Source organism: Mitsuokella apri, assembly GCF_051886055.1.
In the GTDB taxonomy this organism is placed as follows: domain Bacteria; phylum Bacillota; class Negativicutes; order Selenomonadales; family Selenomonadaceae; genus Mitsuokella.
The window spans coordinates 1-14,652 of record NZ_JBJEXT010000012.1; the positions used below are offsets into that span (position 1 = coordinate 1).

A 14,652-nucleotide genomic window follows, 5' to 3' on the forward strand; every position below is an offset into this window, starting at 1 on the left:
GCTCGCGGTAATGGCGCGTGTAGTAGGCGCCGTTCTGGGCCTCGCGGTGGTCGAAACCATAGGCGCGGCGGCTGACGGCGAGAATCGGCGGTGCCTGAATGCGCTTGGCGATGGCCATGCCCGTAAAGAGGTTCCACCAGCGTTCGAGGTCCTTGATGAAGTCCTCGGCCGTCGGGAAATACTTCGCGACGAGGCCTTTTTCACAGCCGAGGTTTTCTTCGACCGTGCCTTCTTCGTACCATTCAAGAAGGTCCTCAGGCGTTGCTTTCTGCCAGCGCTCGACAAAGGAGCGGAACAAAAAGTCGTGATACGGGTATTTAATCGGGTCGCCCTTGCCTTCGTCGACATTCTGCGCCGACGAGAGCTCCGCGGACGGCACGATGTCGATGATGCCCTGAGGCACGACTTCGCGGCCGTAGACGGTATCGTTGAGGTAATGCGCGAGCGCGTAAACCTGGAATTTCCAGAGGTCGGCGAGGGCCGCGAGGAAGCCGGACTGGTCGCCGTAGAGCGTCGAATAGCCGACAGTCGTCTCGGCCTTGTTCGCGTTGCAGGTAAAGCCGCCGCCAAAGGCAGCAGCGGCGCCGGCAAGTACGCGGGCACTGCGGTCGCGCGCCTGAATGTTCTCGGCGACGAAAGACGATACCTGAAGATGCGATTCCTGACCCGTCGCGAGATTGACCATGGGTGTTTCTTCGAGCTGCTTGATTGTGTGGTCAACGGATTCCTGAATCGGTACGATCATGTACTGGCAGCCGAGATTGTCGGCAAGTTTTTGCGAAAGTCCTTTCGTCGTCGCCGAGTTGAAGACACTCGGCATATTGACGAGCAGCAGATTCTCGGGCCCCACGACCTTGGCGTAGAGCGCCGCGGCCACGGCCGAGTCGATGCCGCCCGAGATGCCGATGACGATTTTCTTCATATGAATATTGGCGAGGAAGTGGCCGATGCCGTAGTGAAGGGCGCGGTAGATATGCGCGATATCGGGCTCTGCCGCGCCTTTTTCTGCGGGCATATCCTTCATCTCGGCGAGAGGCAGGATGGCGAGTTCTTCCTTGTATTCCGGCAGCGTCCTGACGACAGCGCCGTTTTCGTTGTAGGCCGTGCTCGAACCATCGAAGGTATAGACGGTCTTGCCGTTGTTCTGCAGGCCAATGCAGTTGACGTAAAAGAGCGGCACGCCGGCCTCTTTTGCCTGACGGCCGAAGACGCGGTTGCGCTTGTCGTTCTTGCCGAGCGTGTAAGGCGAAGCCGAGATGTTGACGTAGAAGTCGAGCTGTTCCTTTTCCTCGAGCAGTTCAAACGGCGCAAACTCGTAGTCGTCGCTCCAGCCGTCCTCGCAGAGCAGGCAACCGACGCGGTAATGCTGATCGCGGATTTTGAGCGTGACAGGGGAAAGGAGCTTCGATGGCGTCGTGCCGAGCTCGCGCGCAAGCTTCTGCAGGCTGAAGAAATGGCGCGTATCGTCGAATTCGCGGTAATTCGGCATCAAGGTCTTGATGGTATACGGATAAGGCATGTTGTCCGGCTGCACGAGCTCGCCGTCACGCGCGATGAAAAAGGCATTGTACTTGCGCACGCGGCCGTCGTTGTTCTTTTTCTGCCAGTCAATCGCGACATTGCCGAACATGACCGTAATGTCCTTGGAAGCGGCGATGATGTCGCGGCCGTAGCTCTCGCAGTCGCGCAGAAAGGCCGGCTGCTCCCACGTATCGCCGAGGAAGTATCCGGGGACGGCCATCTCCGGGAAGATGACGACATCGGCTTTTTGCTGGCGGGCTTCTTCGATAAAGCGCAGGATTGTGGCGGTGTTCTGGTCCGGATGGCCCGGGATGACTTCCATCTGTGCCATGGCAATTTTCAACAACTTCAACATCCTCTCTATATTACAAAAACAAGATGAATCTCTTATCATCCTTTAAAGAATGTAAACACATTGCCAAAATCGTATTTTCCCGGCTGACATTTTGCAGATTTCTATAGGATTCAGCGGGATTCTATGATATAATGACTAATGTCCAGCTGTATGAAGCAGCGATTTTCGGCTTCATGCGGCCCGCTATCATTTTAGCATAGATTGATGTATTTATAAATGGAAAGAAAGAGGCGATTGTTTTGAAATACAGCAGCACCAGAGGAAATGCCGAAAAGCTTGACTCGGCCCGTGCCATCATCCGCGGACTGGCAGCTGACGGCGGCCTTTTTGTGCCGGACGCCATGCCCAAAGTCGATATGGCTTTTATCGAAGGCCTGCAGAAACTCTCCTACGAAGAACGTGCAGAAAAGGTCCTTGGCCTGTTCCTGACGGATTACACGCAGGATGAGCTCAAGGGCTGTGTGACGCGTGCTTACGACAACGACCGCTTTGACACGGTGAAGCGCGCTCCTGTCAAGGCCGTCGGGGACAAGAGCGTCCTCGAGCTCTGGCACGGCCCGACGAGTGCCTTCAAGGATATGGCCCTGCAGCTTCTGCCGCAGCTCATGAGCACGGCCCTCAAAAAGACGGGCGAAAAGGACAAGGTCCTCATTCTCGTCGCGACGTCCGGCGATACGGGCAAGGCCGCACTGGAGGGCTTCCGCGATGTGCCGCAGATTTCCATCATGGTCTTCTATCCGCAGGGCGGTGTCAGCCGCATTCAGCAGCTGCAGATGCTCACGCAGGAAGGCAAAAACGTCAACGTCACGGCCGTCAAGGGCAACTTCGACGATGCGCAGGGCGGCGTCAAGATGATTTTTGGCGACAAGGCCTTCAATGAAGAACTCGCGAAAAAGGGCATCCGCCTTTCTTCGGCCAACTCCATCAACTGGGGCCGTCTCGTGCCGCAGATTGTCTATTATTTCAGCGCTTATGCAGACCTTCTCTCTGCCGGCACGATCAAGGCCGGCGAGGAAATCAACTTCACCGTGCCGACGGGCAATTTCGGCGATATCCTCGCAGGCTTCTACGCCAAATGCATGGGCCTGTCCGTAAATAAGCTCATTTGCGCGTCAAATGCCAACAACGTCCTGACGGATTTCCTGCGCACGGGTATTTACGACCGCCAGCGCGACTTCTTCAAGACGATTTCGCCGTCGATGGATATCCTGATTTCGAGCAACCTCGAGCGCCTGCTCTATCATATGACAGGTGATACGGCCAAAGTCGCCGGCTGGATGAAGGAACTTGGCGAAAAAGGCCGCTACGATGTTGGCAGCGAACTGCTCGCCAAAATCCAGCAGACCTTCTGGGCTGACTGGACCTCAGATGAAGATACGGAACACTGCATCGGAAATCTCTACGAAAAGACGCATTACGTCGCTGACCCGCACACGGCCGTTGCCTGGAGCGTAGCGGAAAAATACCAGCAGGCAACGGGGGATGAGCACCACATGGTCGTCGTCTCGACGGCCAGCCCGTATAAGTTCAACGGCAGCGTCCTCGAGGCCCTCGGCGTCAAGACCGAAGGCATCGACGAATTCACGCTTCTTGACGAGCTGCAGGCGCGCAACGAAGACAAGATCCCAGAGGGCCTTGCCTCCCTGCGCACGAAGGAAATCCGCCACCACGGCGTCTGCGAACCGCAGACGATGGAAGATGCCGTCATGGCCTTCGCTTCTTCTAAAACAGAATAACTGCATCGGGTAAAACCGGGTAAAACAGATAAGAGAAATGACGCGAATTTCAGGCGTTATTTCTCTTATTTTTATGGATTTTTATGGAAGCAAATGGGAATAATACCAATAAATAAAACGTTAAAAAATGTGCAAAGAAATATTTGACATTTATGAATGGATAAGTTAATATAATAACTGTGTTGAGGATATCACATGAAAATGGACAGCGATTTCCATAGGGCAAAAAGAAAATCCTTTCTTTTGTAACGCTTTATGGTGAGGAGCGGGGAGTTTTGTGTGAATGTCCCAAGAGGTTTTCAGAACCAAAATTTATGAAAGAGGTTGAATGCAAATGGCAAACATCGATCTTAGTCAGTACGGTATCACGGGCGTAAAAGAGATTGTCTACAACCCGAGTTATCAGACGCTCTTCCAGGAAGAGACGAAAGAGGGCCTGACGGGCTACGAAGTAGGCCAGGTTTCCGAACTTGGTGCTGTTGATGTTAAGACTGGTATCTTCACGGGCCGTTCTCCTAAGGATAAATTCATTGTTGATGATGAGACTTCGCATGACACGGTTTGGTGGGATTCCGAAGCTTACCACAACGATAACCACAAGGCTACGAAAGAAGCCTGGGCTGCTGTAAAAGACATCGCTAAGAAAGAGCTCTCCAACAAGCGTCTCTTCGTTGTCGATGGCTTCTGCGGTGCAAACAAGAACACGCGCATGGCTGTCCGCTTCATCGTTGAAGTTGCTTGGCAGGCACATTTCGTACGCAACATGTTCATCAAACCGACCCCGGAAGAAGAAGCAAACTTCAAACCGGACTTCGTTGTTTTCAACGCTTCCAAAGCAAAAGTTGAGAACTACAAAGAGCTCGGCCTGCATTCCGATACGGCTGTTGTCTTCAACCTCACGGAGCGCCAGCAGGTTATCATCAACACCTGGTACGGCGGCGAGATGAAGAAGGGCATGTTCTCCATGATGAACTACTTCCTGCCGCTCAAGGGCATCGCTGCAATGCACTGCTCTGCCAACACGGATAAGCAGGGCAAGAACACGGCAATCTTCTTCGGCCTCTCCGGCACGGGCAAGACGACGCTGTCGACGGATCCGAAACGCCTGCTGATCGGCGATGATGAGCACGGCTGGGATGACGATGGTATCTTCAACTTCGAAGGCGGCTGCTACGCAAAGGTCATCAACCTCGATCCTGAGTCCGAGCCGGATATCTTCGGTGCCATCAAACGCAACGCCCTGCTCGAGAACGTTGTCCTCGATGAGAACGGCAAGATCGACTTCTCGGATAAGTCCATCACGGAGAATACGCGTGTATCCTATCCGATCGACCACATCAAGAGCACGGTCAAAGGTTTCGTAAACGACCGCAGCGCTGCTCCGGCTGCTAAGAGCGTCATCTTCCTCGCAGCTGATGCTTTCGGTGTTCTGCCGCCGGTTTCCATCCTGACTCCGGAACAGATGCAGTACTACTTCCTCTCCGGCTTCACGTCCAAGCTGGCTGGTACGGAGCGCGGCATCACGGAGCCGACTCCGACGTTCTCCGCTTGCTTCGGTCAGGCATTCCTCGAACTGCCGCCGACGAAATATGCTCATGAGCTCGTAAAGCGCGTTAAGGCTAACGGCACGAAAGCATACCTCGTCAACACGGGCTGGAACGGCTACGGCAAACGTATCTCCATCAAAGATACGCGTGGTATCATCGATGCTATCCACAGCGGTGCTATCAACGAAGCTCCGACGAAGAAGATCCCGTACTTCGGTCTCGAGATCCCGACGAAGCTCGAAGGCGTTGCTACGGAAGTCCTCGATCCGAAAGACACGTATAAAGATCCGTCCAAATCCAAGTGGGATTACAAAGACGAGTCCGAGTGGGATACGAGAGCTAAGAAACTCGCTCAGATGTTCATCGACAACTTCGCTAAGAAGTATGCCAACACGGAAATCGGCAAAGGCCTCGTTGCAGCTGGCCCGCAGCTTTGATTCGTTTGCCAAACGCATCATAAATAAAAAAGAAGAGTCCCTGCGGGGGCTCTTTTTTGTACCCGGAAAAGGGCTGCTGTGGTACAATGGATATATAATTAGGAAGAAAAGGGGAAGAAAAAGCGATGAAGCTCACGGATTCGGTGCAGTATATCAAGGGGGTAGGGCCCAAGAAAAAAGCGGAGCTCAATAAGCTCGGCATTGCGACGGTCTATGACCTTCTGACGTATTTCCCGCGCACCTACGAGGACCAGAGCGTCCTGACGCGCATTGCCGACCTGCACGCGGGCGAAATCGCGACGGTCTCCGGAACAATCGTCAATCTGCACGAACAGTCGGGCAGACGCGGCCTTTCGATTCTCACGGCCTTCCTAAACGACGGCACGGGCATGCTGCAGGTCACATGGTTTAACCAAAAGTACCTCAAGAATAAGCTCAAAATCGGCCGGCGCGTCTTTGTCAGCGGCAAGCCGACATACGCCTACGGCGGGCAGGGCGCGTTCGCCATGAGCCAGCTGCATTACTTTCAGGTGCTCGACAAGGGAGAGCAGCCTGAAGGGCTCTGCGGCATCCTGCCCGTCTATCCGGCAAATGAAAGGCTCAACCAGAAATTCTTCCGCACTCTTCTGCAGGAAGTGCTGAAAGAAGACCTTGAACTGCCGGAGCTGATTCCCGAGAGCATCTGTAGGGCTTATCACCTGCTGGGACGCAGGGAAGCCCTGCAGGCCGTGCATTTTCCCGAAAACGGTGAAGAGCTCAAGAAAGCCCGCTATCGTCTGGCCTTCTCGGAGCTCTACCTCATCCAGTGCGGTCTGCTGCTCATCAAAAAGCAGTCGCAGGAGACGAGCCTTGGCATCCGCTTTCAGCCAAACGGAGAGCTCGTGCAGAAGGTCTATAAGAGTCTTCCTTTCACGCTGACCCATGACCAACAGCAGACCTGGCAGGAAATCTGCCGCGATATGGAGCGGCCCGTGACAATGCGCCGCCTCGTGCAGGGCGACGTCGGCTCGGGCAAGACGGTCATCGCGATGCTCGCGCTCGTCAAGGCCGTCGAAAACGGCTGGCAGGGTGCCATGATGGCCCCAACGGAAATCCTTGCCTCGCAGCATTACGAAAATCTTTCGGCCAAGCTCACGCCGTTTGGCACCCGCGTCGGCTTTCTTTCGGGCCATCTGACGCCGAAACAGCGCCGCGAGATGTATGAGGCCATCGCCGCGCACGAAGTCGATATCGTCATCGGCACGCATGCACTCATCCAGAAGGACGTGCATTTTGCACGCCTCGGCCTCGTCATCACGGACGAGCAGCACCGCTTCGGCATCGCGCAGCGCGCCGAGCTCGAGAAAAAGGGATGTCATGTTCCTGACGTGCTCGTCATGACGGCGACGCCGATTCCGCGCACGATGACTTTGACGGTTTACGGCGACCTCGACGTCTCGCTTATCAAGCAGCAGCCGCCGGGCCGTCAGCCCATCCGCACCTTCGTGCGGCGTCCCGACCGGCGCGAACTCATCTACAACTACGTGCGCAGTCAGATTGAAGCGGGCCGTCAGGCCTACGTCGTCTGTCCGCTCATCGAGATGAACGAGGAAAGCGACCTGCCCTCGGCCGAAGAGGTCTATGATGAACTGCGCTGGGGCATTTTCCGCGGCATTCCGTGCGGCCTCGTGCATGGCAGGCTGCCGGCCGCTGAAAAAGAGCGCGTCATGCAGGAATTCTACGAGAACAAAATCAAGCTGCTCGTCTCGACAACGGTCATCGAGGTCGGCGTCAACGTGCCGAACGCGAGCATCATGGTCATCGAGCACGCCGAACGCTTCGGCCTTGCTCAGCTCCATCAGCTGCGCGGCCGCATCGGGCGCGGGCCATACGCTTCGTACTGCATCCTCGTATCCGAGGGCAAGACGGAAAATGCCCGCGAACGCCTCAAAATCATGGCGGAGACGAATGACGGCTTTAAACTCGCCGAAGAGGATCTCAGGCTGCGCGGCCCGGGCCAGTTCTTCGGCTCCCTGCAGCACGGCCTGCCCGACCTCAAGATCGCGCGCGTGCCCGAGGATATCGATATCCTGCTTGCCGCGCACAAGGCAGCCGAAGCGACGCTCAGGAGCAAGGGCGACCTCGACTTTATAAGGCCCGCTCTCATGCTGCAGTACAAGGAAAAATTCGCTCATATCATGGAAACCTGAGGTAGAAAATGGTTCCTTTTTAAGGAATTTCGTCTTTTTGAAGTGGACCACTTGACACGAATGGCGGACATGCTATACAATAGCAATATCTTTTGACGCTTACAGGAGGCGCATATTTTTGACTACGGTAATCGTAAATGGTGCCTGCGGCCGCATGGGGCAGGCAGTCTTAAAGGCGGTACAGGAAGCTGAGGGCCTTGAGCTCGTCGGTGCAGTGGATATCAAGGGCGGTGCGGACACGGGCTCGCTCGTCGGCCTGCCGGCAAACGGCATCCTCGTGGAGACGGACCTTGCAGCCCTGCTCGACCGCAAGAAACCGGAAGTCATGGTTGACTTCACGCGTCCGGACGTTGTCTTTGGCAATGTCATGACGGCACTCAAACACGGCACGTCGCCGGTCGTCGGCACAACGGGCCTTTCCGATGAGCAGAAGGCAGAAATTGCCAAAGCTGCTGAGGAAAACAACACGCCGGCTTTTATCGCACCGAACTTCGCCATCGGCGCCGTGCTGCTCATGGTCATGTCGCGTCAGGCTGCAAAATACATGCCGGACGTCGAAATCATCGAGCTCCATCACGACAAGAAGCTCGACGCCCCTTCGGGCACGGCCATCCAGACGGCTGCGATGATTGCAGAAGTCCGCAAGGAGCACAAGCAGGGCAACCCCGACGAGTTCGAGAAACTCAAGGGCGCGCGCGGTGCCGACTACGAGGGCATGCACATCCACAGTGTGCGCCTGCCGGGCTATGTCGCCCATCAGGAAGTCATTTTCGGCGGCCTCGGCCAGACGCTGACCATCCGCCATGACTCGATGAACCGCGAATCCTTCATGCCGGGTGTCGTGCTCGCGGCCAAGAAGGTCCGTTCTTTGAAGGGCCTGACGGTCGGCCTCGACAAACTGCTCGACTGATTTTCCCATCTCGTTTTTCATTTCTATCTTATTTATAAAGCCAAACACATCGCAGAAAGGAACGATGGCAATGAAGAAGTACAATGTAGCAATCCTTGGCGCAACGGGCGCCGTCGGTCAGGAATTCCTCAACCTCATTGAGGAGCGCAATTTCCCTTTCGCCAACCTCAAAATGCTCGCTTCGAAGCGCAGCGCTGGCAAGAAAATCCAGTTCATGGGCAAAGAGTACACGGTTGAGGAGACGACGGACGATTCCTTCAAGGATGTCGAAATCGCTCTGTTCGCCGGCGGTGCTGCAAGCAAACAGTTTGCACCGGCTGCCGTAAAGGCTGGCGCCGTCGTCATCGATAACTCGAGTGCCTTCCGCATGGACCCTGAGGTTCCTCTCGTCGTTCCTGAGGTCAACCCGCAGGCCATTGCCCGCCATAAAGGCATCATCGCCAACCCGAACTGCTCGACCATCATCATGATGATGGCCCTGAAGCCTCTCTACGACCTCTCGAAGATCAAGCGCATCGTTGTTTCCACGTATCAGGCTGTCTCGGGCGGCGGCAAGGAGGCCATGGCCGAACTTGAGCAGCAGGTCAACGACATCGTTGCAGGCCGCGAAGTCAAGGCCAACATCCTGCCGGGCGCGAAGTTCCCGAAACACTATCAGATTGCCTTCAACCTGATTCCGCAGATCGACGTCTTCTACGACAACCTCTACACGAAAGAGGAAATGAAGATGGTCAACGAGACGAAGAAGATTCTCGAAGACGACAGCCTGCGCATCACGGCCACGACGGTCCGCGTACCGGTTTACCGCAGCCATGCCGAGTCTGTCAACGTCGAGTTCGAGGATGAAGTCAGCGTTGAAGCCGCCCGCAAGGCCATCGATGCCTTCCCAGGCGCCATCGTCCGCGACAATCCGGCCGAGCAGATCTACCCGATGCCGCTCTTCACGTCCGGCAAGAACGACGTCGAAGTCGGCCGCATCCGCAAGGATGAATCCATCGAGCACGGCCTGAACTTCTGGGTCTGCGGCGACCAGATCCGCAAAGGCGCTGCCCTTAACGCCCTGCAGATCGCCGAATACATGATCAAAAACGACATGATCTGACTGCATCCTTTGCCATAAAAAGAGCTGCCTTCGGGCAGCTTTTTTGGTGTGCAGAAAATTTTATAAGGAAGAAAGAAGAAATAGGAAGGTTTTATCGAAATGAAACTATACAAATACGGGAATCCCGAGGCAGAAAGGATCCTCATCCAGATGGTCGATGACCATGATTTAGCGGGCATCGAGCAGGAAATCGCCCTGATTCGCGAAATGACGGGCCTTGACTTTTATTTGCTTGCCATAAAAGTTGACTCGTGGAACAAGGACTTGTCGCCGTGGCCGGCCCCAGCCGTCTTCGGCAGGGAAAATTTCGGCGACGGGGCCAGAGACACCTTAAAGGAAATCCTGAAATACACGGGCGAGGCAGGGAAAACGTACTATCTTGGCGGCTACTCGCTTGCGGGCCTCTTTGCGCTCTGGGCCGCGATGCAGACCGACGTTTTTGCAGGCATCGCCGCAGCCTCGCCGTCCGCATGGTTCCCCGATTTTTACGAATACGTGCAGAAACACGCCATGAAGACCTCTGCCGTCTATTTGAGCCTCGGCGACAAGGAGCACAAATCGCGCAGCCCCGTCATGGCCACGGTAGAAGACAAACTCCGCGGCATTTACGCCCAGCTGCAGATGCAGCCTTTAAAGAGCACGCTTGAAATGAATCCGGGCAATCACTTCAGAGACCCCGAGCTGCGGACGGCCAAGGCCTTCGCCTGGGTTCTGCAGCATACCGATATTATTTAAAAAAGCATGGTCATTCGCCTTCACTGCGGATATTCTTTACGGCTGCATTGACATCCTCTTCGGACATAAGTTCTGCTTTTGAGGCAGGATTTTGCTGCGATATCGCGAATACAAAAGATAGAAAAGAGACGAGAAAGAGGTATCATATGTCATGAACCTGAAAATCATAGATCCGCAGGATCGTATGCCGGCACTGACCGAAAAACTGCTGATGATCTGGCAGGGGTCGGTCGAGGCCACGCATTTCTTTCTGTCCGACGCAGAGATTGCAAAAATCAAAGAATACGTGCCGCAGGCCCTGAAGGGCGTGCCTGTTTTAGTCATTGCCGAAAATGACAAGGGGGAGCCCGTGGGTTTTATGGGCATCGCGGGTCAGTCTCTTGAGATGCTCTTTATTGCAAGAGAATGCAGGGGACAGGGCATCGGCAAATCACTGTTGCGGTACGACATCGAACATTTCGGCGTCAATAAACTGGCCGTCAACGAGCAAAATCCCAAGGCCAGGGGCTTCTATGAGCATATGGGCTTTAAAGTCTACAAGCGCACGGAGCTTGACGAGCAGGGGCAGCCGTATCCCTTGCTCTATATGAAAAAATCCTAAAATGCAACTGGAATTTGGCTAGGATGTGAAGATTGGAGGAATCGTTATGAAAATCGGTATGAGAACGCCAAGTCTGAAAAAATCTTTGAACGCCAGAACCACGGGCGCAGCCAAGAGGGCCGTCAAACGTGCATTGATTCCAGGCTACGGTAAAAAGGGCATGGGCCTGCTGAAAGACCCTGAGCGTGCCGTCAAGAATAAGATCTACAAGAAGACGACGTTCAGTCTCTGGGATCTCTTTAAATGACAAATGACTTTTGGATATGAGAAATGCCCCTGCAGTCAGCAGGGGCGTTTTTAACACGCGCTTATATATCTTTAACGCACGCGTGCGTTGAAGTGTATTTATTCTAACGCACGCGTGCGTTAGAATTGATGCAAAAGATGTGATACATGCACGATCATTCGCTCTCACTGCGGATATCCTTTACGGCAGCATTGACGTCATCTTCAGACACAAGCCCTGTTTTTTCACCTTCGCCTGCCATTTCGGTCCGAAGCATCTGCATGGCATAAACAGCCGAATTGACCGTTCGAACAGAGCCGTGCTCTGTAATGGAGGTATCCGGAATCTTTACAGTCATTTTATCCATGATAAGACCTCCTTATTATGAAAAGCATGGATTTCTCTCCTTTTACTATATCACAAGAGCGATATTTGCAGTATGAAAACAAAGAGAATACTGTTGCATTGTCTTAAAAATCACGACTTTTAACAGGCATGTCGTCCACCATGGCAGACGTTTTTTACGCTCCTGCAGTCGGCAGGGGCGTTTTTGTGCTGTGTCGGGGCAGGATTTTGGCTGACTTGTCACGAATAAAATTAAAATATGAAAAAGAAACGAAGAACGGGGTATATGACAATATGGTAACTGGTGAGTTGAAAAGTAAGATTGACAGTCTCTGGGAGATTTTTTGGACGGGCGGTCTGACGAATCCTTTGGAAGTCATTGAGCAGATGACGTATCTGATGTTCATTCATGACCTTGATGAAGTCGACAATACGCGCGCGAAAAGCGCGGTCATGCTGGGCCTTCCTTATAAAAGCATTTTTGCCGGCGATATCAAAATCGGCGAGCGCATGATAGCCGGTGAACAGCTTAAATGGAGCACCTTCCATGACTTTCCGGCAGCACGCATGTACAGCACAATGCAGGAATTCGTCTTTCCGTTTATCAAGGAACTTCACGGCGATAAGGAAAGTGCCTATTCGAAGTACATGGCCGATGCCATCTTCAAGATTCCGACGCCTTTGATGCTCGATAAGATTGTCACGGCCATGGATGGCATTTACGAACAAATGGCTCAGCTCAAAAATACCGATGTTCGCGGCGATGTTTACGAGTATCTGCTTTCCAAGTTGGCTACGGCTGGCGTCAACGGTCAGTTCCGCACGCCGCGTCACATCATCACGATGATGGTCGACCTTATGGAGCCGAAGGCCAACGACATTATCTGCGATCCTGCCTGCGGCACATCGGGGTTTCTGGTTGCGGCCAGCGACTTTTTAAAGAAGAATCGCAAAGAAGAGGTCTTTTTCAACAAGGCGAATAAAGAGCATTATATGAACAAAATGTTCCATGGCTACGATATGGACCGTACCATGCTGCGCATTGGTGCCATGAACATGATGGCCCATGGCGTTGAGAATCCGACCATCGAATATCGCGACAGTCTGTCCGACCAAAATCCGGATAAAGATTTTTATTCCCTGATTTTAGCCAATCCACCGTTCAAGGGCAGCCTTGACTATGATATTGTCTCGGCTGACTTGCTGAAAGTCTGCAAGACGAAAAAGACAGAACTCCTTTTTCTCGCGCTTTTCCTGCGCATGCTGCGCGTGGGCGGCCGCTGTGCCTGCATTGTCCCGGATGGCGTGCTCTTTGGCTCATCTAAAGCCCATAAGGCCATCCGCAAGACGCTGATTGAGGACAATCGCCTCGAAGCGGTCATTTCCATGCCCTCGGGTGTGTTCAAGCCATATGCCGGTGTGTCAACCGGTATTCTGATTTTCACAAAGACGGGTCAGGGCGGTACAGATAAGGTCTGGTTCTACGATATGAAGGCCGATGGTTTCAGTCTCGACGATAAACGCAGTCCCGTTGACGAAAATGACATTCCCGACATCATCGAACGTTTCCATCACCTCGATGGCGAAGAAAGTCGGGAACGCACGGACCAGTCCTTCCTCGTACCAAAACAGGAAATCGCCGACAACGACTACGACCTCAGTATCAACAAATACAAGAAGATCGAGTACGTGCCGGTCGACTACCCGCCGACCGAAGAGATCATGGCTAATCTGCGTGACCTTGAAAAGCAGATACAGAAGGAAATGGACGAGCTGGAAGAGTTGTTGAAGAAGTAACTTCAGATTTGTAGGTGGATAAACGATGAAAAGAAAGCTTGGTGAAGTTTGTACATTCTATTCAGGAACTGGATTCCCGATTGTATATCAGGGAAAAAATAAAGGTGAGTTGCCTTTTTATAAGGTGGGTGATATTGCAAATAATGTTATAGCAGGGAATGTAAGATTGTCCTTGTGTAACAATTATATTTCGTATCATGATGCAAAAGAAATCCGGGGAACAATAATTCCCAAAGATGTAGTAGTATTTGCCAAAATTGGCGAGGCAGTAAAGTTAAATAGACGATCTCTAACTAGCTGTGATTGTCTAATTGATAATAATGCAATGGGAATTGCACCTAATAAGGAAGTGCTTAGAATCAAGTATTTCTTTTATTATATGAAACATATAAAAATCCAAGAATATGCAAAATCTACAACTGTTCCATCTGTACGAAAAAGTACGCTCGAAGAGATTGAAATAGATATTCCGAGAATAGAACTACAATTACAAAGAGAAGGGATTCTAGATAAAATTTCTGGGATTATACTTAGTAGAAAGCAAGAATTATTAAAACTAGATGATCTTATAAAAGCCCGATTTAGCGAATTGTTTGGAGATTTACATATCAATCCCAAGGGATGGCCAATTAGGTCATTTAATGATATAGCTAGAATAGATACACGAATGATACGTGATTTTAAAGGGTATGAATCGTTGCCACATATAGGAATTGATAGTATAGAAAAAGATACTGGTCGATTGTTCGGATATCGAACAGTCAAGGAAGATGGTGTTATAAGTGGGAAATACTTATTTTCACCGAAGCATATAATCTACAGTAAAATACGACCAAACCTTAATAAAGTAGCCATGCCTAACTTTGAAGGAGTTTGCTCGGCAGATGCATATCCTATTCTCGTTAATGAAAAGGAGTGTACACGAGAATTTTTAACATATGTAATGCGTAGTTCAATCTTTTTGGATTATATACTTACTTTTTCTAATAGAACTAATTTACCTAAGGTTAATAAAAAACAAGTAGAGGGATTCTCTTGTCCTGTTCCGCCGTTGGATTGTCAAATGAAATTCAAAGTTTTTTTCAATCAGATAAACAAATCAAAATCTGCCATCCAGAAGTCACTGGATGAAACGCAGACTCTGTTCAATT

The 14,652-nt window shown here is 52.2% G+C and carries 12 protein-coding genes; 10 read left to right on the forward strand and 2 right to left on the reverse strand.

The features are described from left to right. Window positions 1-1,867: NAD(+) synthase (nadE, locus tag ACI4OH_RS01500; RefSeq protein WP_439784010.1), on the reverse strand; the 1,867-nt coding region annotated here is incomplete at its 3' end. A gap of 248 nt (window positions 1,868-2,115) precedes the next feature. Between nadE and thrC the strand changes: the two genes are divergently transcribed. The 8 genes from thrC to ACI4OH_RS01540 all read left to right on the forward strand — a co-directional run bounded on the left by thrC (window position 2,116) and on the right by ACI4OH_RS01540 (window position 11,380). Continuing rightward, a complete protein-coding gene (thrC, locus tag ACI4OH_RS01505; RefSeq protein ID WP_439784011.1) occupies window positions 2,116-3,612 on the forward strand; it encodes a threonine synthase in 1,497 nt (498 codons plus the stop codon). Window positions 3,613-3,946: 334 nt separating this feature from the next. After that, entirely contained in the window at window positions 3,947-5,596 is a 1,650-nt protein-coding gene (pckA, locus tag ACI4OH_RS01510; protein WP_432647063.1) for a phosphoenolpyruvate carboxykinase (ATP), read from the forward strand. 125 nt (window positions 5,597-5,721) lie between these two features. Then, window positions 5,722-7,785, forward strand: coding sequence for an ATP-dependent DNA helicase RecG (gene recG / locus ACI4OH_RS01515; RefSeq protein WP_439784012.1), 2,064 nt, complete (start codon window positions 5,722-5,724; stop codon window positions 7,783-7,785). 118 nt (window positions 7,786-7,903) lie between these two features. Continuing rightward, complete coding sequence (dapB, locus tag ACI4OH_RS01520) at window positions 7,904-8,695, forward strand: 4-hydroxy-tetrahydrodipicolinate reductase (RefSeq protein ID WP_432647061.1); 792 nt, start codon at window positions 7,904-7,906, stop codon at window positions 8,693-8,695. A gap of 70 nt (window positions 8,696-8,765) precedes the next feature. Next, window positions 8,766-9,797 (forward strand): aspartate-semialdehyde dehydrogenase, encoded by a 1,032-nt coding sequence (locus ACI4OH_RS01525; protein ID WP_432647072.1) that lies wholly within the window; start codon window positions 8,766-8,768, stop codon window positions 9,795-9,797. Between the two features lie 99 nt (window positions 9,798-9,896). Next, entirely contained in the window at window positions 9,897-10,532 is a 636-nt protein-coding gene (locus ACI4OH_RS01530) for an alpha/beta hydrolase (RefSeq protein WP_439784013.1), read from the forward strand. A 151-nt stretch (window positions 10,533-10,683) separates the two neighbouring features. Beyond that, the gene (locus tag ACI4OH_RS01535) at window positions 10,684-11,133 is read left to right on the forward strand and encodes a GNAT family N-acetyltransferase (protein WP_432647059.1); all 450 of its coding nucleotides are present in this window, start codon (window positions 10,684-10,686) and stop codon (window positions 11,131-11,133) included. 46 nt (window positions 11,134-11,179) lie between these two features. Beyond that, window positions 11,180-11,380, forward strand: a complete 201-nt coding sequence (locus ACI4OH_RS01540; RefSeq protein WP_432647058.1) for a hypothetical protein — start codon at window positions 11,180-11,182, stop codon at window positions 11,378-11,380. A gap of 154 nt (window positions 11,381-11,534) precedes the next feature. Here ACI4OH_RS01540 and ACI4OH_RS01545 read toward each other — a convergent pair whose 3' ends face one another. After that, window positions 11,535-11,726: an AbrB family transcriptional regulator gene (locus tag ACI4OH_RS01545; protein WP_432647057.1), complete on the reverse strand. Its 192-nt coding sequence runs from the start codon at window positions 11,724-11,726 to the stop codon at window positions 11,535-11,537. A gap of 272 nt (window positions 11,727-11,998) precedes the next feature. Between ACI4OH_RS01545 and ACI4OH_RS01550 the strand changes: the two genes are divergently transcribed. Further along, on the forward strand, window positions 11,999-13,501 hold the full coding sequence (locus ACI4OH_RS01550) for a class I SAM-dependent DNA methyltransferase (protein ID WP_439784014.1): 1,503 nt from the start codon (window positions 11,999-12,001) through the stop codon (window positions 13,499-13,501). A 25-nt stretch (window positions 13,502-13,526) separates the two neighbouring features. After that, window positions 13,527-14,652 (forward strand): restriction endonuclease subunit S (locus ACI4OH_RS01555; protein ID WP_439784015.1); only part of this gene is annotated, 1,126 nt, incomplete at its 3' end.